General features: G+C 62.4%; 29 protein-coding genes and 2 tRNA genes. 7 read left to right on the top strand and 24 right to left on the bottom strand.

The features are described 5' to 3' along the window. Nucleotides 1-68 precede the first annotated feature (68 nt). Nucleotides 69-296, top strand: coding sequence for a DUF1127 domain-containing protein (locus tag LGQ03_RS01785; RefSeq protein ID WP_226747015.1), 228 nt, complete (start codon nt 69-71; stop codon nt 294-296). A 6-nt stretch (nt 297-302) separates the two neighbouring features. Here LGQ03_RS01785 and LGQ03_RS01780 read toward each other — a convergent pair whose 3' ends face one another. Continuing rightward, nucleotides 303-725, bottom strand: a complete 423-nt coding sequence (locus LGQ03_RS01780) for a PaaI family thioesterase (RefSeq protein WP_090159403.1) — start codon at nt 723-725, stop codon at nt 303-305. Between the two features lie 51 nt (nt 726-776). Here LGQ03_RS01780 and LGQ03_RS01775 point away from each other — a divergent pair, with 51 nt between their 5' ends. Next, nucleotides 777-1,556 (top strand): enoyl-CoA hydratase, encoded by a 780-nt coding sequence (locus LGQ03_RS01775; RefSeq protein WP_226747014.1) that lies wholly within the window; start codon nt 777-779, stop codon nt 1,554-1,556. 74 nt (nt 1,557-1,630) lie between these two features. Here LGQ03_RS01775 and LGQ03_RS01770 read toward each other — a convergent pair whose 3' ends face one another. The 4 genes from LGQ03_RS01770 to LGQ03_RS01755 form a co-directional block, all read right to left on the bottom strand. After that, nucleotides 1,631-2,836: a carboxypeptidase M32 gene (locus LGQ03_RS01770; protein ID WP_226747013.1), complete on the bottom strand. Its 1,206-nt coding sequence runs from the start codon at nt 2,834-2,836 to the stop codon at nt 1,631-1,633. Further along, a complete protein-coding gene (gene ctaA, locus LGQ03_RS01765) occupies nt 2,833-3,978 on the bottom strand; it encodes a heme A synthase (protein WP_226747012.1) in 1,146 nt (381 codons plus the stop codon). Before ctaA ends, LGQ03_RS01770 begins: the two co-directional genes overlap by 4 nt. A 77-nt stretch (nt 3,979-4,055) precedes the next feature. After that, nucleotides 4,056-4,772, bottom strand: a complete 717-nt coding sequence (locus tag LGQ03_RS01760; protein ID WP_226747011.1) for an SGNH/GDSL hydrolase family protein — start codon at nt 4,770-4,772, stop codon at nt 4,056-4,058. Between the two features lie 63 nt (nt 4,773-4,835). Continuing rightward, nucleotides 4,836-5,564, bottom strand: a complete 729-nt coding sequence (locus tag LGQ03_RS01755) for an RNA methyltransferase (protein ID WP_226747010.1) — start codon at nt 5,562-5,564, stop codon at nt 4,836-4,838. A 209-nt stretch (nt 5,565-5,773) separates the two neighbouring features. Between LGQ03_RS01755 and LGQ03_RS01750 the strand changes: the two genes are divergently transcribed. Next, entirely contained in the window at nt 5,774-6,397 is a 624-nt protein-coding gene (locus tag LGQ03_RS01750) for a thiamine phosphate synthase (RefSeq protein ID WP_226747009.1), read from the top strand. Here LGQ03_RS01750 and LGQ03_RS01745 read toward each other — a convergent pair. The 3 genes from LGQ03_RS01745 to LGQ03_RS01735 form a co-directional block, all read right to left on the bottom strand. Next, complete coding sequence (locus LGQ03_RS01745; protein WP_226747008.1) at nt 6,369-7,202, bottom strand: lysophospholipid acyltransferase family protein; 834 nt, start codon at nt 7,200-7,202, stop codon at nt 6,369-6,371. The two genes, LGQ03_RS01750 and LGQ03_RS01745, sit on opposite strands and share 29 nt — an antisense overlap. Then, a complete protein-coding gene (locus LGQ03_RS01740; RefSeq protein ID WP_226747007.1) occupies nt 7,186-7,956 on the bottom strand; it encodes a GNAT family N-acetyltransferase in 771 nt (256 codons plus the stop codon). The genes LGQ03_RS01745 and LGQ03_RS01740 overlap by 17 nt, the downstream gene beginning before the upstream one ends. 134 nt (nt 7,957-8,090) lie before the next feature. After that, complete coding sequence (locus LGQ03_RS01735; RefSeq protein WP_056031934.1) at nt 8,091-8,273, bottom strand: DUF3553 domain-containing protein; 183 nt, start codon at nt 8,271-8,273, stop codon at nt 8,091-8,093. 32 nt (nt 8,274-8,305) lie between these two features. Between LGQ03_RS01735 and LGQ03_RS01730 the strand changes: the two genes are divergently transcribed. Next, nucleotides 8,306-8,950 (top strand): histidine phosphotransferase family protein, encoded by a 645-nt coding sequence (locus LGQ03_RS01730; protein WP_226747006.1) that lies wholly within the window; start codon nt 8,306-8,308, stop codon nt 8,948-8,950. On the opposite strand, the gene LGQ03_RS01725 is transcribed toward LGQ03_RS01730, so the two are convergent. The 8 genes from LGQ03_RS01725 to LGQ03_RS01690 all read right to left on the bottom strand — a co-directional run bounded on the left by LGQ03_RS01725 (nt 8,910) and on the right by LGQ03_RS01690 (nt 15,000). Then, the gene (locus LGQ03_RS01725) at nt 8,910-10,166 is read right to left on the bottom strand and encodes a glutamate-5-semialdehyde dehydrogenase (RefSeq protein WP_226747005.1); all 1,257 of its coding nucleotides are present in this window, start codon (nt 10,164-10,166) and stop codon (nt 8,910-8,912) included. The genes LGQ03_RS01730 and LGQ03_RS01725 overlap by 41 nt on opposite strands. Then, on the bottom strand, nt 10,163-11,287 hold the full coding sequence (proB, locus tag LGQ03_RS01720; RefSeq protein ID WP_226747004.1) for a glutamate 5-kinase: 1,125 nt from the start codon (nt 11,285-11,287) through the stop codon (nt 10,163-10,165). The genes LGQ03_RS01725 and proB overlap by 4 nt, the downstream gene beginning before the upstream one ends. Further along, nucleotides 11,275-12,321: a GTPase ObgE gene (gene obgE / locus LGQ03_RS01715; RefSeq protein ID WP_226747003.1), complete on the bottom strand. Its 1,047-nt coding sequence runs from the start codon at nt 12,319-12,321 to the stop codon at nt 11,275-11,277. The genes proB and obgE overlap by 13 nt, the downstream gene beginning before the upstream one ends. Nucleotides 12,322-12,357: 36 nt before the next feature. Further along, nucleotides 12,358-12,861, bottom strand: a complete 504-nt coding sequence (locus LGQ03_RS01710; protein WP_226747002.1) for a GNAT family N-acetyltransferase — start codon at nt 12,859-12,861, stop codon at nt 12,358-12,360. Next, entirely contained in the window at nt 12,851-13,375 is a 525-nt protein-coding gene (locus tag LGQ03_RS01705) for a GNAT family N-acetyltransferase (protein WP_226747001.1), read from the bottom strand. Before LGQ03_RS01705 ends, LGQ03_RS01710 begins: the two co-directional genes overlap by 11 nt. Further along, a complete protein-coding gene (locus LGQ03_RS01700) occupies nt 13,345-13,902 on the bottom strand; it encodes a GNAT family N-acetyltransferase (RefSeq protein WP_226747000.1) in 558 nt (185 codons plus the stop codon). Before LGQ03_RS01700 ends, LGQ03_RS01705 begins: the two co-directional genes overlap by 31 nt. Nucleotides 13,903-14,004: 102 nt before the next feature. Next, nucleotides 14,005-14,274, bottom strand: a complete 270-nt coding sequence (gene rpmA, locus LGQ03_RS01695) for a 50S ribosomal protein L27 (protein ID WP_056031912.1) — start codon at nt 14,272-14,274, stop codon at nt 14,005-14,007. Nucleotides 14,275-14,286: 12 nt separating this feature from the next. Further along, complete coding sequence (locus LGQ03_RS01690; RefSeq protein ID WP_226746999.1) at nt 14,287-15,000, bottom strand: 50S ribosomal protein L21; 714 nt, start codon at nt 14,998-15,000, stop codon at nt 14,287-14,289. A gap of 180 nt (nt 15,001-15,180) precedes the next feature. On the opposite strand from LGQ03_RS01690, the gene LGQ03_RS01685 reads away from it, so the two are divergent. Further along, entirely contained in the window at nt 15,181-15,510 is a 330-nt protein-coding gene (locus LGQ03_RS01685) for a hypothetical protein (RefSeq protein ID WP_226746998.1), read from the top strand. A 1-nt stretch (nt 15,511) separates the two neighbouring features. Here the strand turns inward: LGQ03_RS01685 and LGQ03_RS01680 are convergent, their stop codons facing one another. Continuing rightward, complete coding sequence (locus LGQ03_RS01680; protein WP_226746997.1) at nt 15,512-16,339, bottom strand: DUF2059 domain-containing protein; 828 nt, start codon at nt 16,337-16,339, stop codon at nt 15,512-15,514. A gap of 133 nt (nt 16,340-16,472) precedes the next feature. On the opposite strand from LGQ03_RS01680, the gene LGQ03_RS01675 reads away from it, so the two are divergent. Continuing rightward, nucleotides 16,473-16,562, top strand: a tRNA-Ser gene (locus LGQ03_RS01675). 131 nt (nt 16,563-16,693) lie between these two features. On the opposite strand, the gene katG is transcribed toward LGQ03_RS01675, so the two are convergent. From katG to LGQ03_RS01655, 4 genes are all read right to left on the bottom strand, one after another. Next, nucleotides 16,694-19,000, bottom strand: a complete 2,307-nt coding sequence (katG, locus tag LGQ03_RS01670; protein WP_226746996.1) for a catalase/peroxidase HPI — start codon at nt 18,998-19,000, stop codon at nt 16,694-16,696. A 281-nt stretch (nt 19,001-19,281) separates the two neighbouring features. Next, nucleotides 19,282-19,701, bottom strand: coding sequence for a DUF6691 family protein (locus tag LGQ03_RS01665; RefSeq protein ID WP_226746995.1), 420 nt, complete (start codon nt 19,699-19,701; stop codon nt 19,282-19,284). Between the two features lie 3 nt (nt 19,702-19,704). Next, nucleotides 19,705-20,157 carry a YeeE/YedE family protein gene (locus LGQ03_RS01660; RefSeq protein WP_226746994.1) on the bottom strand — a complete coding sequence of 151 codons (453 nt, stop codon included), beginning with the start codon at nt 20,155-20,157 and terminating at the stop codon, nt 19,705-19,707. A 420-nt stretch (nt 20,158-20,577) separates the two neighbouring features. Beyond that, nucleotides 20,578-20,667: transfer RNA gene (locus LGQ03_RS01655), tRNA-Ser, on the bottom strand. A 153-nt stretch (nt 20,668-20,820) separates the two neighbouring features. Between LGQ03_RS01655 and LGQ03_RS01650 the strand changes: the two genes are divergently transcribed. Further along, complete coding sequence (locus LGQ03_RS01650) at nt 20,821-21,930, top strand: AI-2E family transporter (protein ID WP_177172685.1); 1,110 nt, start codon at nt 20,821-20,823, stop codon at nt 21,928-21,930. Here the strand turns inward: LGQ03_RS01650 and LGQ03_RS01645 are convergent. From LGQ03_RS01645 to LGQ03_RS01635, 3 genes are read right to left on the bottom strand one after another with little or no spacing between them, the layout of a single operon-like run. Further along, nucleotides 21,927-22,280: a hypothetical protein gene (locus LGQ03_RS01645; protein WP_226746993.1), complete on the bottom strand. Its 354-nt coding sequence runs from the start codon at nt 22,278-22,280 to the stop codon at nt 21,927-21,929. The two genes, LGQ03_RS01650 and LGQ03_RS01645, sit on opposite strands and share 4 nt — an antisense overlap. Then, nucleotides 22,280-23,002, bottom strand: coding sequence for an alanyl-tRNA editing protein (locus tag LGQ03_RS01640; RefSeq protein ID WP_226746992.1), 723 nt, complete (start codon nt 23,000-23,002; stop codon nt 22,280-22,282). The genes LGQ03_RS01645 and LGQ03_RS01640 overlap by 1 nt, the downstream gene beginning before the upstream one ends. After that, nucleotides 22,999-25,500 (bottom strand): mechanosensitive ion channel family protein, encoded by a 2,502-nt coding sequence (locus LGQ03_RS01635; RefSeq protein WP_226746991.1) that lies wholly within the window; start codon nt 25,498-25,500, stop codon nt 22,999-23,001. The genes LGQ03_RS01640 and LGQ03_RS01635 overlap by 4 nt, the downstream gene beginning before the upstream one ends.

Here is a 25,500-nt window from a genome sequence, read left to right as displayed (position 1 = left end):
ATTCAATTTGTATCCCTGACCTATGCAGATTAGCATATTGTGTCAATACAATTAGAAAAGGTCACGTCATGTCACATGCGATAAACCCTGCCCAGCTTGCCCTGTTGAACGGTCAGACCGTTTTGCCAAAGGCCGCACAGGTTTGCGTGTCGCTGGCCGTGATGCTGACGATCTGGGATCTTCGACACCGCACCCGCAAACATCTGCGCAAACTTGACCCGGCGCAGCTGCGCGATATCGGGTTGACCGCCACAGCGGCGCGGCGCGAGGCGGCCAAGCCGTTCTATCAGCCCTGAGTTGGCCTAGCGTGCGGGCGGAATGGCGTATGTCAGCGTCGCCCGCGCCACAGGCGCATCCAGCCCGTCGGAATAGATCAGCGCATCACCGACAGCGAGGGATCGCCCCAATTTCAGCAGCTTGGTCCGACAGATCAGATCGACACCCGCCGCAGGCTTGCGCATGAAGTCGATGGAACAATTCGTCGTCACCGCCAATGCCACCGGTCCCAGACGGGCCAACACGGCCAGATAGACCCCCACGTCTGCCAGCGCAAACATCGACGGCCCAGATACCGTGCCGCCGGGCCGCAAATGGCGGTCGCCCACGCGCAGCCGCACGGTCAACTGATCCTCTGTCAGCGCATCAATCGCAAAATCTGCGCTCACCTGCGGAAATTCCCGGTCCAGAAACGCGCACAGATCATCCGGCGTCATCTTCAGTTCCATTCGCGCGTCCCCTCACCTAGTCTGGGGACAGGCAACCACGGACACATCCCCATGACAATCCTGCTGCGCACGGATCAAGACCAGATTGCAACCCTGACCCTGAACGATCCGGACAAGCTGAACGCGCTCTCGGTCGCGATGCTGACGGCACTGCACGCGGAACTGGACCGGATCGCAGCAGATGACGCGATCCGGGTGGTGATCATCCAGGGCGCGGGCCGTGCGTTTTGTGCGGGCCACGACCTGTCGGAAATGCAGGCCATGCGCGCCAGCGCGGTTGGCCCCGCGCAATTGCGCGCCCTGTTCGACCGCTGCACGGCCATGATGACCCGTATCCAGTCCCTGCCCCAGCCCGTCATCGCGCAGGTCCACGGCCTGGCCGCCGCTGCCGGATGCCAGCTGGTCGCGACCTGCGATCTTGCGACAGCCAGTGTGGATGCGCGCTTTGGGGTGAATGGTGTGAACATCGGGTTGTTCTGCTCGACGCCGATGGTGGCACTGACCCGCAATATCGCGGCCAAACCCGCCTTCGAGATGCTGACAACCGGACGCTTCCTCTCAGCTGACGAAGCCCAGCATCTGGGCCTCATCAACCGTACGGCCAAACTGGACAACCTGACCCGCGACACACGGTCATTGGCTGGCGGGATCGCCAAGAAACTCAGCACTGCGGTGCGCATTGGCAAACAGGCCTTTTACGCGCAGGCCCAGATGCCCACTGCGCAGGCCTATGCCTATACGGGCGATGTCATGGTGCAGAACATGGCCGATGACGACACGGCAGAAGGCATCGCGGCGTTCTTGGAAAAACGTGACCCCGACTGGTCCTGATTGGCATCGCTGTTTTGCAAATATCCCGGGGGGCTGCGGATGAAATCCGCAGTGGGGGCAGCGCCCCCTCGCCGCTATAATCCGTAGATGCCGCCGAATTTCTGCTCCAGATATGCCAGCAAGGGTGCCTCGGACGGTGCCTGCCCCGCAGCGCGGGTGATCAGATCGACGGGCGCGAACAGACTGCCGAATTGCTGCACATTGGACCGCAGCCAACCTGTGGCCCCTGACGTGTCACCGCGCGCCAGATCATCATCCAGCGTCGGCACGTCTGCGCGCAACGCCTGATACAGGCATCCGGCATAGACATTGCCCAAGGTGTAGGTCGGGAAATAGCCGAACAGCCCTTCGGACCAATGCACATCCTGCAAAACGCCGTTTGACGGCTTGTCCACGGCAAATCCGAAATCGGCCATGAAACGATCGTTCCACGCGGCCTCCAGATCAGTCACGGCCAGATCGCCACTGACCAGCGCGCGTTCCAGATCGAACCGCAGCAGGACGTGCAAATTGTATTGTACCTCGTCCGCCTCGGTCCGGATAAAGCCGGACCCGACACTGTTCACGCAGGCGTAGAAATCAGCTGGGTTCGTGATACCAATATCGCCAAAGGTGTCGCGCATCCGACCATAGAGCCATCCGGTGAATGCCTCTGACCGACCAAGCTGATTTTCATAAATCCGGCTCTGGCTTTCATGCACCCCCATGGACACGCCCCCGCCGACCGGGGTCAGCAGATGGGTGCGGTCGATCCCTTGCTCGTAGCAGGCGTGACCGACCTCGTGGACGGTGGAATAGAAACAGTTGAAAGGATCATCCGCCGCCGTGCGCGTCGTGATCCGCACGTCCAGTCCGGACCCGCTGGAAAACGGATGCACGGCCTTGTCGATCCGGCCAAGGCTCAGGTCATAGCCAAAGGCCAGCGCAAGTTCCCTGCTCAGCGCCAATTGGCCTGCCTCCGGGAAATCACCTGAAAGTTTCGGCGCTGCGGGTCGGTCCAGAATGGCGGCGCGCAGTGCGGCCAGCCGTGGGCGCAGCGCGCCAAACATCGCGGACAACTGCGCACCTGTCGCCCCCGGCTCATAGTCGTCCAGCAGCGCATCATAGGGATCGGCGTTGCCGGCAATGCAGGCGGCCTCTTCGCGGCGCAAATCCAGCACCCGCGACAGCGCAGGCAGAAACGCGGCCACGTCCTCGTCGGCACGGGCCTGTGCCCAGATGCGGTGCGCGCGCGATGTTTCGCGCTGGAACGCCATCAGGTCATCGTAGGCAGTGGTCATGCGCGGGCCTCTCGGACGGATTGGGCAAAGGGATAACGCGACACGAACCGCGTGCGCAGCACCAGCACCCACAGAACCACCGCGCCGAACTGGTGCAGAATCGCGATATGCGCGGGCGCCATCATCATGACGGTCCAGATCCCGATGACCATCTGCACCACCATCATCCCCATCATCAGGGCAAAGGCCTGCCGCGTACGTGTATTCGCGCTGCGGCGACTACGCCACCAGACGAACAAGGCAAAGACGAACAAGAAGTAACCGCTCATCCGGTGGATGAACTGCACCGTGCCGTTGTTTTCGAACAGGTTGCGCCAGACGGGCGACAATTCCCACATCTGGGGCGGCAGGAACCCACCGGCCATCAGGGGCCAATCGGGATAGGCGCGACCCGCGTCGATGCCTGCGACCAGCGCACCCAGGATGATCTGCAGAAACGTCAGACCGATCAGAACGGTCGTGAGCCGCACCAATGTCGCATCACTGGCCCGCCGCGCCGTCAGCAGATCCGCGCTGCGCCGCGCGATTTTCATGATGTACCACGTGATGAACCCAAAGATGACAAAGGCCAGCCCCAGGTGCGTCGCAAGGCGGTAAGATTTCACGTCCAACTGTTCGCCCGTCAGACCGCTGGACACCATCCACCAGCCAATCGCCCCTTGCAGACCACCCAGCGCACCGATGAAAAACAACCGCCCCGTCCAGCCCTGCGGGATCTTGCGCGCAGCCAAGAACCCGAAAAAGCCCATGGCCCAGACCAGACCGATCACCCGCCCCAGCTGACGGTGGCCCCATTCCCACCAGTAGATCACCTTGAATTCCGCCAGCGACATGCCGGCGTTTTGCAACTGATATTCAGGGATTTGCTTGTAGGCCTCGAATTCCGCCTGCCAGTCGGCGTCATTCAAGGGCGGCACGGCACCCGATATCGGGGCCCATTCGGTAATCGACAGCCCCGAATCCGTCAGGCGGGTCAGGCCACCCACGGCGATCATCACAACCAGCAGCGCAAACAGCATCATCAGCCAGATGCGAATTGCGCCGCGCGCACCCTGTCCGCGGGCATCGATGCCGCCGGGTGTTGCGACCTGCTTTTGGGTGGTGCCCACCTCTTCGAAAATACTGCGGGTTTTTTGTGCCATGTCGGCCTCCGGTTCGTGCTGCGCGCACCCTATGTAGGGGGACCGCCGGGGGCAAGGTGCACGACTGTCGCGGGTCGTCAGTGGCGTGGCAAGTGAACAGCATCACGGTGAATGGCAGTCGCGGCCAGTGACGCCCATTCCGCATACATGCGCGGGCCGGGATGAAACCGGTCGGGTGCCATGAGATATGGGTCTCGCGTCACGTCGAACGGCAGATGAACGGCTGTACCACCCCGCTCTGCGGCGATGCGTTGCAACATCTGGTCAAAGTGTTCGAGCCTGCCGATCAGCAGGTCACGCAACGGGTTGGGCATCATGGGGACCAGATCACCGGGCGGCATGCCGCTGAGATAGACGCGTCCTACGCCGAAATCATCACGTAGCTGGTCCAGAATACGGTGATAGCGCGTCTCGAACGCGCCTGCGCGGACACCGTTCTTGGCGTCATTGACCCCAAGCGCCACCAATGCCACGTCAAACGCCCGTTTCGGCACCAACCGCATGCGTCGCAGCGTCGAGGCCGTCGTCGCACCGGATTTAGCGTGCAGGAACCAGTCGACACGGTGATGGCGCGACAAGGCAGCGGTCAGCTGTCCGGCCAGGGCCTCGGCCTGCGTACGTACACCGACACCGGCTGCAGAACTGTCGCCCGCAATCAGAATGCGCAGGGCCGGTCCTGTCCCGATTTCGCCGTGACGCGGACCTTCGGCTTCTGGCATGCGGGACGCCAGCGCCTTGACGGCCAGGGCCTGAACGGCAACGAGTGGAGCAATGGCAAGATCGGCGGGTTTCATGCCCTGAAGTTAGGCGCAGATCAGACCCCGGCAAGTCCGCCCGTAATGACGTGGCGTCTGATGTTATTCACTCCGACCGCGCACAAGCTGGCGCAGCATACCGTGCAACATCCGCACGTCATGCGATGTCAGGGACATCCTGCTCCACATGTTGCGCAGGTTCAGCTTCATGCTCTCGGCCTTGTGGTCGGGGTAGAAAAATCCTGACGTGTCCAGCTGGTCCTCGTAGTGGCGCGACAGCGCCTCGATTTCCTGACCCGTGGCCAGATCGGGCTGCGCAAAGGCGTCGCGCAGGCTGTCGTCCCTGACGCGTTGCCATTCGTAGGCCGTCAGCAGCACACATTGCGCCAGGTTCAACGACGGAAACTGCGGGTTCACCGGCACTGAAATGATCGCATTCGCCTGCGCGATATCGGCATTTTCCAGCCCTGCACGTTCCGGTCCGAACATGACCGCGACCCTTTCACCCCGTCCCAGTCGCGCGGCGGCATCCTGCATCGCCTGTTCGGGGGTCATCACAGGCTTGGTCAACTCGCGCGGGCGGGCCGTGGTCGCATAGGTGTAATGGCAATCCTTCAGCGCTTCAGCGGTGGTGTCGAACAACCGGGCTGCATCCAGCAGGCGCCCTGCCCCGGATGCCAAAGCATTTGCCGCCGGATTCGGCCAGCCGTCGCGGGGTGCGGTCAGCCGCATCCGGTCCAACCCGAAATTCCACATCGCGCGCGCAGCGGCACCGATGTTTTCGCCCATCTGAGGACGGATCAAAACGAATGCGGGTTGTGGATCGGTCATTGCGATTTTCCGGTTGGGTCGCGCCCCTGTAAGGGAGACGCAAGCCGCGAACAAGCACCGTGCAAGGCCCGAGGCGACGGATCAGACAGCAACGGGATGCCTGGCGCGATGCGTTTCGGCGCATCACCATCACCGAAATGGCGGTCCGGCATGGACAGACAGGGGCCAATCACCCTAAGTGTGCGCGACATCCGCAAGGGACACACGCCATGACCGACGCCGAAGACTTTCCGCAGATTTACCTGATCACGCCGACCGAAATCGATCTGATGACCTATCCCGACCGGCTGGCGGCCTGTCTGGATGCCGTGCCGGTCGCCTGCCTGCGCATGGCGCTGGCCACCCGCGACGAGGACCGTCTGGGTCGCGCCGCCGATGCGCTGCGTGCGGTCACCGAAACCCGTGATGTGGCGCTGGTGATCGAACGCCACACCGGGCTGGTTGCGCGGCACGGTCTGGACGGGGTCCACCTGCTGGATGGGTCGCGGGGAGTTGCTGCTGCACGCAAGACGCTGGGCGAGGACGCCATCGTCGGTGCCTACTGCGCGCAGTCGCGCCACGACGGCATGACAGCCGGAGAGCTGAACGCCGACTACGTCAGCTTTGGCCCGGTGGGGCAGACCGCACTGGATGACGGTGCGCGCGCCGAATTGGAACTGTTCGACTGGTGGAGCCAGATGATCGAGGTGCCGGTCGTAGCCGAGGGCGCATTGGACGCGGCGTTGATTGCGCAGATCGCACCGCATACCGATTTCTTTGGCATCGGCGACGAAATCTGGTCCCAGGATGACGCGGCGGCGGCGCTCAGAACCCTTCAGGCAGCGTTCCGCTGACCGGTTGCGCGGTCAAGGCAGACCGGACGGTGTGTTCCATCTGACGCGCGATGACTTTGCGATCGGTCCCGGCGTCCGCAATGACGGGGGCATGATACGTCACTGTCACCTGCCCCTGACGGCGCAGTGCCAGCGTGGCCAGCAGATGCGGGGCGAAATCCATGTCGCCCCACCAGCCGTAGGATCTTGGGTCGCCCCCCGCCGGGGCGCGGTAATCCAACGTGACCGGCTGCAATACCGTCCCTGACCCGATGAACGGGGCAAACAGGGTGGGCTTGAACGGCAAGACGCGCAGACCGTCGCTGGACGTGCCTTCGGGGAAAAACACCAGCGTCTGACCCTGCGACAGCCTGCCCGCAATGGCATCGACGTGATCGCGCGCCCGCCTGCGGTCCCGCGCGATGAACAGGGTCCCCGTCGCGCGGGCCAGCCAGCCGATACCCGGCCAGCCTGCGACCTCGGATTTGGCGACAAAGGCCACGCAACTGCCGGCATTCAACGCAAAGATATCAAGCCAGCTTGCGTGATTGGCGACCAATGCGCCAGCGCCGCGCATGGGCGTGCCCACCTGCACCCGCCTTAATCCCATCAATGCCAACGCGCCGACGCAGACCACACGGGTCAAATGCGGCGTCCAGGGGCGTTCATGTCCATGAAGTGGACGCTCGATCACGCGGATCAGCAACAGCAATGCCAACCCGCCGAACACCAGAGCTGCCATCGGCACTCCGCGCCGCAGCACCCGCAACCAGTCGCGCAGGTCCAAGCGTACAGGCTCCGGTGCAGGTTCAACGGCCCAGGTCACCGTGCCGTCCGTATTGCGCCGCCACCTGAGGCGGCAGGGTCGTGACATCAAGGATCATGCAAACATCGGTCGTACCGAAATGACGATCGACATAGGCATCCTGCCCCACGACCCCGCCAATGCGCAGATAGGCCTTGATCAGTGGCGGCGTGGCACGCAGCGCGGCCTTGCGGTCGCCCTGTCCTGCAGGTGTCACCCTGACGGCACCCGGCCCCCATGCTCGGGTGCGCAGCTCGGATGGTGCAAGGTGATCGGCCATCAACATCTGCAAAGGCCCCGACAGGGCATCGGGATCAGTCCCCGCAAACGATGCGGCACCAAACAATACCTCGGCACCCGTTGTCCGGATATGGGCGGCCAGGCCGGCCCATAGCACGTGCATCGCGCGTCCACCGCGATATGCGGGGCGCAGGCAGGACCGCCCCAATTCCAGCAATGGCCGACCACTGTCGATCAGCGGTCCAAGGTCGAATTCCGCAGCAGAGGAAAAGCCACCCGCCGCCGCGGCCTGCGTGCGGTCCATGATCCGGTAGACACCAGCGAGATGAGGACGATCGCCTGCGAGATCCTCGAGCATGAGATGGCTGGCAAAGGGATCGAACGCATCCGCTTCGCGCTGGGCGACATGGCAGATCCCCGGACCGGCCGCACCCAGTTCGGCGGCAAAGACCTCGTATCTCAACCGTTGCACGGCAGCGAGATCATCAGCGCCACGCGCATAACGCAATGCAAAGGATGGCGCGATTGCCAGCATCAAATCCCCCTTTGTTCAAAGCCATTCCGCACGCCGGACATATAGGCACCGCTTAACCAGTTGGAAACCATTTGCTTGCATGCTGTGCGTGGCAGGGTTGATCGATTTCAGCACCCTGCTACCAATGATTGCAGCTATTCATAGACCGGGATCAGCATGACCTGCTTTGCGTCGATCACGACCTTGCCCTCTTCGCGGAAATTGACCGTGACCTTGCCGTTGATGTTGGACTGCACCTGGCCGGTGCCCCAATGCGGCGCGTCCGGGTTCTGGACCAGCATCCCCGGTTCCAGCATGTCGTTCAGGTCGTGCGGCATGGTCCATCATCCTGGGCTTGGGGGACGATCCCGTGTCGCGTGATCTGGCAACACTGGTGGGATCGCGTATTTGCCACGACCTTATCAGTCCGATCGGCGCGATCGGCAATGGGGTCGAACTGCTTTCGATGGGCGGCGGCGGCGGGGCAGATGAAATGGACCTGATCAGCGGGTCGGTCGGACAGGCCAGCGCGCGCATCCGATTCTTTCGCATTGCCTATGGTGCTGCGCATGCAGACCAGACCGTCGCCGGGACAGAGGTGTCGTCGATCCTGCGGGACATGGCCGCTGCAGGACGTATGCAATACGACTGGACCATCACGGGACAAATGTCGCGGCCCTTGGCGCGGATTGCCCTGTTGTCCGCACAATGCATGGAATCCGCGATGCCCGGGGGTGGCAAGATTACCGTGATGCTGGACGATACACTTCACGTGATCGCGAATGCAGACCGCATCGCCGCCGATCCTGCCCTGTGGTTGCCGCTAGAGGATCTGGCGACGGAACATGTTCATTCCGCAGCACAGGTCCAGTTTGCCTTGCTGCCGCGTGCTGTTCTCGAGGCGGGTCTGACGCTGACAGTCATGCAGTCGGACACCACGATATCCATGCAATTTCGCGAACCGGATGCGGCAATCAGCCCCGGACCGTCCCGTCACCTGTCACCAGATATTTGAAACTGGTCAGTTGCACAGCCCCCACCGGGCCGCGCGCATGCAGTTTGCCGGTGGCAATCCCGATTTCGGCCCCCATGCCGAATTCGCCCCCATCGGCGAATTGGGTCGAGGCATTGCGCATCAGGATCGCGCTGTCGAGGCCCCGAAAAAACGCCTCTGCCGTCGCATCGTCCTCGGTCAGGATCGCGTCGGTATGACCCGACCCGTAGGTGCGGATATGGTCCATGGCGTCTTCGACACCATCCACAATCTTGGCCGCGATGATCATGTCCAGAAACTCGCGCCCGAAATCTTCGGCCACGGCCTTGACCGTGCCGGTGATCGCTGCGTCGCCTTCGGCATGGACCTCGACACCAGCCTCCATCAATGCCCGGATCAGGTCGGGGCCTTGAGCATCCCAATAGGCGCGATCGATCAGCACACATTCGGCAGAGCCACAGATTCCGGTCCGGCGGGTCTTGGCATTCAGCACCACAGCCGTGGCCTTGGCCGGGTCGGCTGCAGCATCGACATAGACGTGACAGATCCCTTCGAGATGCGCAAAGACAGGCACACGCGCCTCACGTTGCACCAGCCCGACCAGACCCTTGCCACCACGCGGCACGATCACGTCGATATGGTCAACGGCTGCCAGCATGGCCGACACTGCAGCCCGGTCGCGAGTCGGCACCAGCTGGATCGCAGTCTCGGGCAGTCCCGCAGCCCGCAGGCCCGCCACAAGACAATCATGGATCGCGCCGGATGAATGAAAACTCTCGGACCCGCCGCGCAGGATGACGGCATTGCCAGACTTCAGGCACAGCGCGCCCGCATCCGCGGTCACATTGGGCCGCGATTCGTAGATCACGCCGATCACGCCAATGGGTGTGCGCACGCGGCGAATATTCAGGCCCGATGGCTGGTCCCAGTCCGCGATGACCTCTCCGATCGGGTCATCCTGTGCCGCGACGGCCCGCAGACCAGCGACGATGCCCGCGATCCGGTCCTCATCCAGCATCAGGCGGTCCAGCATGGCATCCGACAGGCCCTTGTCCCGGCCAAACGCCATGTCCTTGGCATTGGCTGCGATGATCGCATCGCGCTGGGCCCATACCGTATCGGCGGCAACCGTCAGCGCGTCGGTCTTGGCCTGTGCGGAGGCCATGGCCAGACTGCGGGCCGCGATGCGCGCGGCGGTGCCAATGCGGTTCATCATGTCTGTGGCGTTTTCGGTCATGTCGTTCCCCTGTCTGACAGCACCATGTCGTCGCGGTGAACCAGCGCGGGGCGTCCCTTGTAGCCCAGCAAATCTGCGATTTCACCGCTTTGATGACCTGCGATGATCCGTGCCTCGCTGGCGGCATAGGCCGACAGGCCGATCCCCAGATGCACCCCGGTTGGCCCGTCCAGATCGACAGGGTCGCCCCGTTCGAAATCACCTCTGGCCGCCGTGACCCCGGCAGGCAGCAGGCTTTTGCCGCTGTTCAGGGCTGCGATGGCGCCTGCGTCCAGGACCAGCGTGCCACGCGGTTTCATCGCCGCAATCCAGCGTTTGCGCGCGGCCTGCGGCGTGATCTGGGCTGTGAACCATGTGCTCCGCGCACCATTTTCAAGCTGCAACAAAGGGTTAAGAGGTGAACCCAATGTGATGGCCAGCGCGCAGCCTGCCTCGGTCGCCACCCGCGCGGCCATGACCTTGGTTTTCATGCCACCTTTGGACAGCCCCGAAACCGCGTCACCCGCCATGGCAAGGATGTCGCTGTTCAACGCCGCGACGATGGGAATATGCCGGGCCGTTGCATCGGTATTCGGGTTTGCCGTGTACAGCCCATCCACATCCGACAGCAGCACCAGCTGATCGGCCCCCACGGTCACCGCGACCTGTGCGGCCAACCGGTCGTTGTCGCCATAGCGAATTTCATCGGTGGCAATGGTGTCGTTTTCGTTTACGATCGGCACCACCCCCAGCGACAGAAGCGTTGCCAGCGTGGCGCGCGAGTTGAGATAGCGACGCCTGTCGCTGCTGTCGTCCAGGGTCACCAGCACCTGCGCCGTGGTGATCCCCAGCGGCGCCAGTACATCCTGATAGGCCTGCGCCAGCTGGATCTGACCCACGGCAGCGGCGGCCTGGCTCTGTTCCAGCGGCAGGTCGCCTGCCGGCAATCCCAGCACGCCGCGCCCCAGCGCGATTGATCCCGATGAGACGAGGATCACATCGGTTCCACGTGCGCGAAGCCTGGCAACATCCTGCGCCAGCGAGGCAAGCCAATCCCTGCGCAGACCGTTTGTCGCGCGGTCCACCAGCAGGGCAGACCCGATCTTGACGACCAGCCGCTTTGCGTCGGTCAGGGCTGCCACGTGTCGTCCTCTTGGGGGGTCTCCTCGGCGATCTTGTGGCGCAGACGGCCCTCGTCGATCTGGGTGCGCAGGGCGCGCAGGACCTCGACCACACCTTCGCCACTGACGGCCGACATCATCAGCACCTCGGTGCCAAGCGCCGTTTCCATCTCTTCCTTGAGAAAGGCGCGTTCCTCGTCGTCCAGCGCGTCGATCTTGTTCAGGACCGTCACGCGCGGCTTGTAGGCCAGTTCCGTCGCATAGGACTGGATTTCGTGAATGATCGTCTTGGCGTCGCCCATCGGATCGCCGCTGGTGCCATCAACCAGATGCAACAGCACGTTGCACCGTTCCACATGCCCCAGAAACAGGTCACCCAGACCGCGCCCTTCGGATGCGCCTTCGATCAGGCCGGGGATGTCCGCGACGACGAATTCGACACCATCCACACCCACGACGCCCAGGTTCGGCACCAGCGTGGTAAAGGGATAATCCGCGATTTTCGGGCGCGCATTGGACGTCGCCGCAAGAAAGGTGGATTTGCCCGCGTTCGGCATCCCCAGCAATCCTGCATCCGCAATCAGTTTCAGCCGCAGCCAGAGCGTCCGTTCAACGCCCTCCTGGCCGGGGTTTGCACGGCGCGGCGCCTGATGGGTCGCGGATTTGAAATGCAGGTTGCCCCAGCCGCCGTTGCCGCCCTTGGCCAGGACGACACGCTGACCGACCTCGGTCATGTCGGCGATCATGGTTTCCTGATCCTCGTCCAGGATCTGCGTGCCGACGGGAACCCGCAGGATCACGTCCTCGCCGGATTTGCCGGTTTTCTGGCTGCCCATGCCGTGCTGGCCGGATTTGGCGAACCAATGCTGCTGATAGCGAAAGTCGATCAGCGTATTCAGACCGTCCACCGCCTCGGCGATGACCGATCCGCCGTTGCCGCCGTCACCGCCATCAGGGCCGCCATATTCGATGAATTTCTCGCGCCGGAACGACACGCAGCCCGCACCACCGCCGCCAGAACGGATATAGACCTTGGAGAGATCGAGGAATTTCATGTCTTGGCGCCTTTTGCGGTTTGGGCTGCACGTAGTCTATTGTGCGTCCGCACTCAAGTCGCGCCATTGCGCGCGCCTCAGGCGCAGGTGATGCGACAGCATCGGGGTGCGCCGCGCCTTGGCATATTCAAAACAGGTGTGCCAATGATTGAGCCCCAGTTTGTCCAGCACGCGACGCGATCCAGCGTTGTCGGCCCAGACGGTCGCATCGATCCGGTCATGATCAGTGGTGTCGAATGCATGCGCGATGGCCCGTCCCGCCAATGCCGTTGCGATCCCCTGCCCCCAGACATCGCTATGCAGCATGTAGCCCAGGCTGCCGTTCGTCACACCGACCGTCCCGATGACACGGCCCGCCCGCACGATTCCCCAGACGAAACCCTCTCCGTCAAAGGGCCGCGCCCGCGACGCGGTGAATGACAGATCCGCAGGCCAGGGCCAGCCGCCAAGCTGCCGGACCGTCGGCCAATGGCTGGCCATGTCATGCAGATCGTCCTGATCTGACGCGCACAGGTCGCGGGTTGTAATGTTACTGAACACGGTCCAACCAGTCCTGACGGGTCAACTGCATCCGCTGGCACGGAACGGCACGCCCCGTTGCAATCTGATCATGCATGGCGACATGGGTGTCGCGGAAACCCAGTCCACGCAGAACAGTGCGTGACGGCGCGTTGGCAGGATAATAACCCGACACCAGCAGATCGTTCTGTGTGAAATAGGCCGCGACGACGGCACGCGCTGCCTCTTTCATATATCCATGACGCTGCGCCGCCGGTGCCAGCCAATACCCCAGATCACCACTCAGCACGTCGATCACACCGATCAGCCCTGCACCTGCATCAATCGCCCAGATGTCGCGTTGTGACGCTGCAATCCAGCCCGCCGCATCGTCCGCACTGTAGGGAAAGGGCACGTTGGTCAGCCATCGCGTCACGGACCAATCATTCAAGGCCGCCACAACCGGTGCCGCATCGGCCTGCACCAATGGGCGCAGCGTCAGCCGTGCCGTGGCAATCCGGGGCGCTAGAGCCCGGTTTTCATCATGTAGGTCCATGTCGGCACCACCGCATTCCGTGCGAGGCTGAACGCCTCTGCATCGCCCAGATAATCAAAGCCGCAGTTCGTCAGCACGCGGGCTGAACCGGGGTTGTCCTGAAAGCTTTCTGCGAAATACTGGCGCGCCCCGTGTGGATTGGCCGTCAGCAAGGCCCGCAGTGCTTCGGTCGCGAAACCGACATTCCAGAATGCGGGTGCGACCCAGAAAAACACCTCTGACTGCGCGCGATCCATCCGCACAAGGCTGACAAGGCCCAGCACCTCGGCGTGGCCTGCCCGCGATCCGTCCATGGCCCATACATCCTCGACCCGGCCCGGCTGGGACGCACGCGAGATCATGGCCGCGATCACCCCGTCCGGCAACGGGTGCGGGATCGACCGGGTGCCGCGCGCCAGGACGGGGTCGGCGGCATACATGCTGATCAGGCCGACGTCCGATGTCTGCAGTGGGCGCAACACGAAACGGTCCGACGGAATGGTCGGTTGCACGGCGGGCGGAACCGGCGTGACGGGTGCGTAGGTCATGACATCTCCTCCCAAAGATGCGGTCCCCGAAACAGGGGTCCGAAAACGCAAAAGGGGGACCGGCTGCGCGCCGGTCCCCCAAATTTTAAAAGGGTCTGGCGCTTACTCGGCGGCCTCGGCCACGGGCAGGACGGAAATGAAGGTCCGGCCCTTCAGGCCCTTGTGGAACTGAACGTTGCCTTCGACGGTCGCAAAGATCGTGTGATCCTTGCCCATGCCGACGCCTGCGCCCGGCCACATTTTCGTGCCGCGTTGACGCATGATGATGTTGCCAGGAATGACGACTTCGCCGCCGAACTTCTTGACGCCAAGACGACGACCAGCTGAGTCGCGTCCGTTACGGGATGAGCCGCCTGCTTTTTTGTGTGCCATGTGTCGGTCTCCTTACTTCGAAAGTTCTTTTGCTTGCTCGATCCAGCCTTCACGCTCGATGCGGCCTTTGAACGACAGGGCTTCGCCGAATTTTTCAACGTCCTCATCAGTCCATGCAGCGATCTGCGCAAAGGTCGTGATACCTTCAGCATGCAGTTTCTTTTCCAGCGCGGGGCCTACGCCCGACAGCTGCTTGAGGTCATCCGCACCACCGGTGACAGATGCTTCTTTGGCGGTCTTGGCCTTGGGGGCCGCTTTTTCAGTGGCGGACGGCTTGGCCTTTTTCGGCGCGGCCTCTGCCTTGTCGTCGCTGCGGGTCGCTGCATAGGCGGCGGCGGCACCAGCTGCTGCGGCAACGCCGGCGATCGCGAATGCGATACCACGGCCGGACACAGCCGCACGGATGCCGGACTTGTCAGCGCCGGATTCCAGGATGTCGCCGATACGCACCAGCGTCAGCTGTTGGCGGTGACCCTTGCGACGCTGCGAACCGTGCTTACGGCGACGCTTGACGAAGTTGATCGTCTTCGGCCCTTTGATCTGATCAATCACGGTGGCCTTGACGCCAGCGCCCTCAACCAGCGGCGCACCGACGGTGTCGCCAACCATCAGGACTTCGTTGAACTGGATTTCGTCGCCAGCTTCGGCGTTCAGCTTTTCGACACGCAGAACGTCGCCCGACTGGACGCGATACTGTTTGCCACCGGTTTTCATAACCGCGAACATATGGTCTTCCTTTTGTCTTTCGCGTCGGTCAGGTTCCCCGTGGGGCATTTGCGGCCTAGCCACCTGTCAACAGCGCGCCCTTGGGCGAATTCATGTAGGTCCGACACAAGAGACTTGCGCGGATGGCGGCTTATCTGATCAACCGGGGATCAAGTCAACCCCGCGGCGAAGGGAAATACCATGCGCGCAGGACCGATCTGCCTGATCTTTCTCACGGCTTGCGCCCCGGCGGGCGTGGCGTTTCAGAACCCGTTTACCGGAACGCTTTCGCGTCCGACAGTGCCCGATCAAACACGTGGCGCAGTTGAGCTGGCGGTGAAATCCGAATTCCCCGAAATCAACCGTGACATCGCCGCTGGTGGTGGGCCCGCGCTGACACGGGCCTTCGACGCGGCCTCGGTTCCGATGGCCGACCGCCCTGCCCGGATCATTCAGTTGCAATCGGATACCGGACTATACGCCGCAAGCCCGGCTGCACTGGGCAACGCGCTGCTGGTCTGGGGACGCTGATCTACAGGTCAGACACCCGCATCTGTGCAGCCGCCGCCAGCGCCAACTGCCGCGACGCGTCGATATAATAGGCGTCAAAAGCCGCATACATCGCCCTGCTCAGCGCCTGTCCGGGCTGGGATTCCATGAACGTGATATAGGCGTCGATATCCGCGTCGCTTAGCGGATCGTAGGCGAGGTAGAGAAACGCATAGACCCGTGAAGTCACGTCGCGCCGGATTTCGTCCTGACGGCTGTAGACGTCGCGCAGCACTTCGTCCTCGGTCAGTGACGGCGGCAGCGCGCCACCGTCCATCAGCCCCATGTAGAACGCGACGCTGGCGTTCATGGTCGATGTGACTTCTTGTTCGATGACATCATTGGCAGCCAGATAGGCGTTCATCTGATCGATGCGGGGGCCGCCATCCGCCACTGCGAGGGCCGCGGCCTCTGTTGCCGCCTCTTCGATGGTTTCGTCCAGAAACGCCTCGCGTGCCGACAGTTCCAAGGTGGTGATCTGCTGACCCAATGGACTGTCATAGAACGCCACGATCGCATCGGTCTCGGTGCCGTCCAGTCCCGCGGCCAAACCGCTGCGCAAGGTGTCGGCCATGACCGTGGTGTCGAATACCGCGTCCACCGCGCCATCCCACGCGCCGCTGACCGGTCCGTTGAACAATTCGGCGGCGATGTCATCGCCGTAATCCAGACCTTCGGCACGCAGAATGGTGACTAGTTCATCCATGCGCAGCGCATCATAAACCGGGTCGATATCCTGCGCAGTGACCGCCGACGCGCTGCCGATGACAAGGGCCGCTATAAGCGCGGGCTGACGAAGTGCTGGAAACATGAAGTGGTCCTTCGGGTGGGCTGATGTGAAATAGGTAACCGGCCATCGGCAACAGACAAGGACAAAGGCCGCATCTTGGGGCTTGCAGACCCGCGCAAGGGCGATTACACGCCGCACCGTTGACCCTTGGTGCGGAGAGGTGCCGGAGTGGTCGAACGGGGCGGTCTCGAAAACCGTTGAGCCTGCAAGGGTTCCCAGGGTTCGAATCCCTGTCTCTCCGCCACACTTTCACTTGTCATTCGAATTGTGCCCTGCCCTTGCGGCGGCGCATTTTGTGTCCGTGTGAACCTGACAGCCAGATGCATGGACGCCGCCCTCGGGCGGCGTCCTGCGTTTGTGTGGGTCCCGACGCGATCAGCAGTCGCTGACTGCGGCCTTGCGTTCGGCCTTGGCGTCGAAACGGTCCAGCATCATCACCTTGTGCCAGGCCCGCACGAATGTATCGACAAAATACCGTTCCCCATCGACACCGGCATACAGCTCTGAAATCTGGCGCAATTCGGCATTCGCACCGAATACCAGGTCCAGGCGCGTGGCATGCCAGCGGGTCTGGCCGGTTGCGCGATCAACCAGATCAAAGGCCGTTTCAGCATCCGTTTCAGGCTGCCAGTCCAGATCGGTAGAAACCAGTTCGCGGAAGAAATCAGCCGACAACGTGCCGGGACGATCCGTGAACACACCCTTGTCCGATCCGTCCCAGTTCTGATCCAGCACCCTCAGGCCACCGGTCAGTGCGGTCCATTCCGGTGCCGACAGCGACAGCAATGCCGCCTTGTCCAGCGCGATCTGTTCGGGCGAAACACTATAGCCCACCGCATCGTCCACATAGTTGCGGAAACCGTCGACAACCGGGCGCAGCCACTCAAAGCTTTCGTCGTCCGTCATGTCGGCCGTGGCGTCGGTGCGGCCCGGCACGAACGGCACCGTCACATCGTGTCCCCCGGCCTTGGCGGCGGCTTCGATCCCGGCGCAGCCGGCCAACACGATCAGGTCGGCCATCGATACCTTTGCCGGGCCTTTCGCATCAAAGTCGGACTTCAACCCGGTCAGCGCATTCAGGACACGGTCCAGACGTGCGGGATTGTTCACGGTCCAGCCACGCTGTGGTGCCAGTTGCACCCGTGCACCGTTGGCCCCGCCACGTTTGTCGCTGTCGCGGTATGTCGATGCCGCGGCCCATGCCGCCGCGATCAGATCGGTCGCAGAGACATCCAGATCCAGCGCACGCGTTTTGAGGTCGGCAATCTGCGTCTCGTTGATCAGCGGATGATCAACCTCGGGCACCGGGTCCTGCCAAATGAACGTGTCACCCTGATCCGGCCCCAGCCAACGCGAGGTCGGGCCCAGATCGCGGTGCATCAGCTTGTGCCACGCCTTGGAAAAGGTTTCGGTGAAATAATCGAAATCCTCGAGGAATCTTTCGGCGATCTTGCGATAGGCCGGATCGACCTTGAACGCGATATCCGTGGTCATCATCATCAGCGGGTTCATGACGCCCGGCAGATGGGCGTCAGGCGTTTTCGGCGCATCGGGATCGGTCGGCGTCCACTGCAGGGCACCGGCGGGCGATTTTGTCTGTTCCCATTCGAATTTGAACAGGTTGGTCAGATAATCGTTGTCCCACTGCGTCGGGTTCGGCGTCCAGGACCCTTCGATCCCGTTTGTCATAGTATGTTCGGCGTTGCCGGATCCGACCGGGTTCGACCAGCCCAGACCCTGTTCGGACATCTTGGCGATTTCCGGTGCGCCACCGATTTCAGACGCAGGCACGGCACCATGCGATTTGCCAAAGGCATGGCCACCGGCGACCAGTGCCAGCGTTTCCTCGTCGTTCATCGCCATCCGGGCAAAGGTTTCGCGGATGTCGCGCGCGGCATCCATCGGGTCGCCGTTGCCGCCCGGACCCTCGGGGTCGACATAGATCAACGACTGGTGGGATGCGGCCAGCGGGTTTTCCAGATCATAATGGTCGTCCTTTGGTCCGCCTTCCCAGCGCAGACCACGATTGACCATCTGTTCGGGATGCCCCAGCTGCGGGTCCGCGGGCTGTTCAGACGGCGGTTTGCCGAACCAGCCTTCGGGGCCCCAATAGGTGTTCACATCAGCTGACCAGGCGTCCTCGCGGCCATAGGCAAAGCCTTGCACCGGCAGACCCATGTCCTCCAGCGCGACGGTGCCGGCCAGCGCGATCAGGTCGGCCCAGCTGAGGCCGGCACCGTATTTCGCTTTGATCGGGGCCAGTAGTCGGCGCGATTTATCCGTGTTGCCGTTGTCCCACCAGGAATTGATCGGCGCAAAGCGCTGCATCCCCTGGCCCGCGCCACCGCGCCCGTCAGCGATGCGATAGGTGCCAGCCGAATGCCACGACATGCGGTTCATCTGCGGGCCGTAGTGACCATAATCCGACGGCCACCAATCGACGGGCGTATGCAGGAACGCGCGCACGTCCTCCCACAGCGCCTTGTGGTCGATCTTGGCGTTGGCTGCGGCATAGTCGAAATCGCGGCCCAGCGGGTTGGACTGCGGCGGGTCCTGATACAGCGCCTCGACTTTCAACCGGTTCGGCCACCAGTGGTTCACATTCGGCTCTGAACCTTGTGCGCCACCGATCCGCGTTCCGCGAAATGGGCAGGCACCTTGCGTTGCAGCGTGGTCTTTCATGGGGGTGATCCTTTCGTCTGCCGACACAGCGCGGGGTTGCGTGGCATTGATTTACGCAGCACAGGTGTGTGCCGCCTCTGACCGGGGAGCTAGCGCCTGCCCGTGTCGGATCAACGTCGGGGTCACAGTTGATTGACCGACCAAGATGGTCAAAGGCAATGTGCACCAAACAGGGCCAGCCTGCCGGGGTCATAACCGCGCCAGAAAAAGTCATCACTCCAGCACGGGCGAATATGCCTCGCCTCTACCTGCAACCTGATAATTTTTTTTGTTATGCGAACCTAGGGGCTCATCCGTGCCTTGATCTGGCGGCCTGCGTACAGACCGATCAGCATCATCGGCAAAAACACCAGCGTGCCCGGTGCCGCGAATGTCAGTGCGGTCCAGGCTGGACCCGGACAAAATCCGCCGATGCCCCAGCCTATTCCGAACAACGCGGCCCCGGTCAACAAAGGTGCATCAACCCGTGTGGTGTCCGGCATGTCGAATGATTGCATCAGCACTGGCGCTGGCCTGCGCCAGACCAGCCGGTAGCCGATGTACGCCGTCACGCTCGCCCCACCCATCACAAACGCAAGCGAAGGGTCCCACGGACCAAAAACATCAAGGAAATTCAGAACCTTGGCCGGGTCCGACATGCCCGAAATCACGAGGCCAAGACCAAAGACGAGACCTGACAAAAGACCAAAGAGAATTCGCACAACCTAGCCCCAGACGTGTCGGATGATGAAAACGGTGACAAAGGCAAAGGCCATGAAGGTCAGCACGGCGACAGCGGACCTCTTTGACAGGCGAGCCAGACCACAGACGCCGTGACCCGATGTGCAGCCGGACCCAAGTGCGGTGCCGGTGCCGACGATCAAACCCGCTGCGGCCATGCCCCACAGGTTCGTAGGCACGCTGTGCGGCACCTCGACTGCCACCGCCGTCACCAAGAGCGGCGCGGCAATCAGGCCGACCAGAAACGCCAGACGCCAGGACCAGTCGCGAGCGGTTGCCTGCGTCGGATCCACCACGCTGATGCCACCCGCGGTGATCCCCGTGATCCCGGCAATGCGCCCGAACAGCCCCATGACCATGACGGCCGAAAGCCCGATCAGGACGCCGCCGAAAAGCGACGCAAATGGAGTGAATGCAGTGGTGACGAATGGCAGCATGATATTCCCTGTCAAACATGATGAAGACGAGAGCTGGGACTGAACACCGACGGCCTGTCTTTCGGTTTGCGAAGATGCACTTCGAGGGCCAAAGGGGCAACCGATGAAAAGGTTGCACGTTTTCCCGAGCCAATCTGGGATTTCTGTTGCCCTAGCCACTGGTTCGATTTGTGTTCCTTAAGCCAAAAGACCGACGTCGAAGTGGTCAGTTCGACAGGTCAAATAGATAAGCAAGTTCAATGTGGTAGAAAAATTTACAAATCTGACGTAGTCATCAGGCCCGGAGGACATCGCCTCTGAGAAACCGCTTCTCGGCCGACCGGCACCGCGGCCAGTTTTCAGCCCACCTCGCATATCCCTCGAGAACAACCGAAAAATCCGGACGTAGCCGGATCGGGAGAACGCTTTCGCGAGGACAAGTGGCGGACAGACAGGGATTCGAACCCTGGAGACGGTCTCCCGCCTACACACTTTCCAGGCGTGCGCCTTCGACCACTCGGCCACCTGTCCGTTGCTGGGCTACTTAGCGGGGGTTTTCGGGGCGTGCAAGCCCGTTACCGCGGGAAATTGTCGCTCATCGCATTGTCACCCCGGACAAGAGCCGACATAGTTTTGTCACCCACAGCTGGCATCAGCGTCCAAGTCCCAAAACAGCACGGCCCCATGAAACACACGCCGAAACCAACGCCAGACGGTCAGGACCAGCGGTCAGACATGACCCGCCTGCAGACGGCTGCGCTGATCATCATCGCATTCGCCGTGGTGCTGTTCCTGCTGGTGCAGGCGCGGTTCATCCTGATTTCGCTGGCCACGGCCATCATTCTGTTCTCACTGACATCTGACGTGATCAGCTTTATCGCGCGTGCACGCATCGGTCCGTTTCATGTCCCGAACTGGCTGGCCAGTGTTGTGGCTGTCTTGTTGATCGCAACAGCCCTGATCACCCTGACCTCGATCGTGGTGGCCCAGATCAACACGGTCTTGGTCACGACGCTCGCCTATGCCGAAAGAGCCCCGGACGCGGTGGCGGCGTTATTTGCCTGGGCCGGTGCCGACGTGGAAAGCGCTGTCCGCAATTCCATGCAGTCCATCGAGCTGTCAGGCTACCTGCGCGGCGCGGCAGGCGGGGCCACCAGTCTGACACAGGCCACCGTTCTGGTGATCCTGTTCGTGGGATTTCTGTTCGCGGAACGCGTCTGGTTCCAGACCAAGCTGTTGAATTTCACGGGTGATCCCGCGCAGGCCAAGCGTATCGGGCGTATCATCGCGTCCATCATCCGCCGCGTGAACTATTACCTGCTGGTCAAGACCATCATTTCCCTCGCCACGGGGGCCATGACCTATGCCCTTGCGCGGGCGTTTGGCCTGGAAATCGCGATGCCGCTGGGTGTCGTGACCTTTGTGCTGAATTTCATTCCCAACATCGGGTCCATCATCGCGACCGGCCTTGTGGTTCTGGCAGCCTATATCCAGCTGGGTGATCCGTGGATGACGTCATTGATCTTTGTCATTGCGGGCACGATCCAGTTTGTGAACGGGTCGATCATCGATCCGATGCTGATGGGTCGTGCCTTGCGCCTGTCCAGTTTCGGCATCCTGCTGTCACTGGCGTTCTGGGGCGCGGTCTGGGGGATTCCCGGCATGTTCCTGTCGGTCCCGATCATGGTGATGATGCTGGTGGTCTGCAGCCATGTCGCCGCATTGCGCCCCTTTGCGATCCTGTTGTCGCGCGAGGGCCTGCCCGAGGAAGAAGCCGCGTTGGAACAGCGCTAGCGCGCGATGACAAATGCCGCGGCCATCGCGAACTCGATCCCGGCAGCAACCAGGATGGCATAGCTGGCCTGCCCCATGCCGTAGGACCAGATTCCGGTCAGTGCGATGCCTGCCCAGGTTGCAGCCATGCCGAACGCCACGGCATCGCGTAGTGCCCCCGGCGGCGTGTCACGCAGCAAAAACATCAGGACCGCCAGCCCCAGAAATATCGGGGCCGCCCGCCGTCCCATGAATGCGGCACCCGCGTCAGGTTGCGCATAAAGCCCGACATAAAGGCCCGGCGAAATCAGCAGAACGCAGAACAACCCTAGACAGATCACCGCGGTCGCGAGACAGATCAGGTGAAACATCAGCCGTCCTCCAGATGCAGATAGACACGCCGGTTCTGGCGGCCCTTCTTTTCGATTTTGCCAAGACGCAGCGCACCGATTTCGATGGTGCTGCGGACATGGGTTCCGCCACAGGGTTGCAAGTCGATCTGGTCAGCGCCCTGCCCGATCTGCACTAGCCGGACCTGATCCGCGCCACGCGGCGGCTTGACGGACAATGTCTTGATCAATTCGGGCTGCGCGTCCAACTCAGCCTGCGTGATCCATTGCCATGTCACGGGCAGGTCTGCCGCGATCATGCCGTTCAGCCTGTCCGTCAGACCGTCGCGATCATCAGGGGGGTCCTGCATGTCGAAATCCAGCCGCCCCTTTGCTTCGGCAATCTGGCCGCCGGTCACGGGTCTGGGAATCACGACGGACAAAAGATGCAGCGCTGTGTGCATCCGCATCAGACGGTGACGGCGTTCCCAATCCAGCGTTTGCGTCAGATGGGTTCCCACGGGCGGCAGGGCCGCGGGTTCCGCGGGCACCAGGATGATATCATCGCCGGTCCCCTTGATCGCAGTGGCAATCATCAGGCGCCGCCCCTGCCATTCCAGATGTCCGGAATCGCCGGGCTGTCCGCCCGCTGTGGGATAGAACAGACTGGCGTTCAGCACGATGCCGCCTTCGGCTGTCAGTGCCGTCACACGGCCTTCGGCCTGCCGCTGATAGGCATCATCCAGATACAACGCCGTCGTCATGCACCCTGCCCTGCATCGGGATCCGCGTCGCCGTCCGCCTCGAAATCATCTGACGTCAGCATGGCCTCCGGTTCTGAAGGGCGGCTTTGTGGCGCGGGCTCGGACTGGCCGGATTCCGTGCCGGATGATTTCGGCTGGCGCAACCAGATGTCCTGCTGCGGAAACGGAATTTCGATACCGGCGGCAGCCAGTTTTGCATTGATTTCGCCGTTCATTTCGTCGGTGACGATCATTTTCCAGTTCACGTCGCGCAGAATGACACGCAATTCGAAATCCAGCGACGACGCGCCAAAGCCGACGAACAGCGCCTGCGGTTCGGGATCGGCGATCACCAGCGGATGATTATTGCCCACAGCACGCAGAATGTCGCGCACCTGTTCGATGTCGGACCCATAAGCCACGCCGACCGGCAGGATCAGCCGACCGACCAGATTGCCACGCGTCCAGTTCGTGACCTGTCCGCTGACCAGATCGGCATTGGGAATGATCACGTCGGTCCGGTCAAAGGTTTCGATCCGGGTCGACCGCACCGAAATGTCGCGCACGAAACCGACCTGTCCGTTCACCTCGATCATGTCGCCCTCGCCGATGGGGCGTTCGATCAGCAGGATGATCCCGGACACAAAGTTCTGCACGATCGTCTGCAAACCAAAACCGATGCCGACCGACAGTGCACCCGCCACGATGGCCAGACTGCTCAGGTCGATCCCAGCCAGCGTGATCGCAATCAGCGCCGCCAGCGTGATCCCGACATAACCCAACCCGGACACAACGGCGTTCTGGCCGCCCAGATCAAGGTTCGTGCGCGGCAGAACCGAATTCTTGAGCGACCGCTGAATGAAACGGGTCAGAAGGTAGCCCACGGCAAAGACGGCGGCAAAGGTCAGGAAATCGGTCGGCGATACCACCGTTTCCCCGATCCTGAACCCGGCCAGAAACTGCGTCCAGATTTCCAGCAGATCCGTGACGCTGGCCCCCCAGACCAATGCCGTTACCGGCAACAGCAACACGACCAGTACCGCGCCGACCAGAAACGGCACCAGCGACCCGCCGTCTTGCGAATCGTCCGGGGCGTAGATCCGCGTGATCAACTGTTGCAACACGATGAACCCGCCAAGGATCGCCAGTGTCATGACCGACGGCGCAAATACGCCGCGCGCGGCCTGCGTATATCCCGACAAGGCCAAAATTGGCGTCACACCGGCAACGCCCATGTAGATCAGCCCCAGGGCGTGCCTGAACCGACCGCTGCTCTCCTCGCCGGTCTCGGCGGTCGGGGCGCGCCGCAGCAGTGCGCCCAGCATCCACAACAGCAAGCTGGCGAGAACCAGCACAGGAAAGGTGACGACAGCCCGCGCCAGCGCAGATGCGTTATCATCCTCCAGCGTTGCCGCCATGATCAACAGGACGGCAACCGCAGTGCCAAGCGCCATTCCCGTGCGCCGGATCTTGCGTCTGACGTCGGCGGTGTAGCCAAGTGGTCCGTTGAATTCGCCCTTTGGGAACAATTGCACGTTCAGCCAACGGGCGACGATCACCAGAACGCCGGCGGCATAGACCGCGCTGGTCACCGTGGTGTCACCGCTTGGCAGTACACCGAACTGACGCAGTGCGAGAAACAGCAACGACATCCCCGCAACCGGCAGGCCGATCTGTAGGCCCGATAGCAGGAATGCCCAGACTGCGCGCCCACGGGCGTGGGATTGTTCCACCTTGGTCTGGGCCCGCAAGAGAAGACGCGGCGACCGGATCAGCAATCCCAGCGCCGCCAGCAAGGCCACAATTCCGATCGGCAGGTTCGCCAGAAACTGGTCCTCGCCGACACCGGCGATCCGCAACTGGTAGCGACGGATCGCCTGCGCCAAGGATCCTTGCGCTGCGCTGACACCTTCGGCGATGCTCTCTGGCCAGAACAGGGCGTTATCGCGGGACCACATGCGTTCTGCACCGACCTGCCGCAGGCGACCGTCGATTTCCGAAATCAGACCGCTGGCCCGCGCGCTGGCTTCTGCCGCCAGCAGGCCCGGTGCGCGCAAGCGATCCAGTTCCTGACCCAAGCTGTCCAGGCGTGCGGCAATCGCGGGCGACGGTGTTGCATCCGCCGCCACCGGCGTCAGCGCCTCGATCTGGCTCTGGACCGTGCTGATGCGCCCGGAATTGATTCCCGTCTGCCCCAACAAACGCTGCCGCCAGTCGAACAGGGCATCGCGCGCCTCGGCCAGCGCCGCGTCCGATATGCCCGGATCATCAAGCTGGCGTTCGACGGCTGCCGCAAGGTCTGTCCAGTCGGACAGGTCCGGCACCGCGGCGGCAAATGCTGCCTCTGCCGCATCCAGTGCTGCGGTATCGGCCTCGGGCTCGGATGCGGCGGCATCGGGCGCAGGTTCTTCTTCGGCAGATGTGCCGCCGATCAGCCCGTCCAGACCGACCTGTGCTGCCACAGGCCCGCCCATGATCAAACCGACCATGAAGATCAGCGCGATCAGGGGCTGCGACAT

The organism is Loktanella gaetbuli (genome assembly GCF_020531945.1).
GTDB lineage: Bacteria > Pseudomonadota > Alphaproteobacteria > Rhodobacterales > Rhodobacteraceae > Loktanella > Loktanella gaetbuli.
This window is presented reverse-complemented; position numbering and strand designations above follow the sequence as displayed.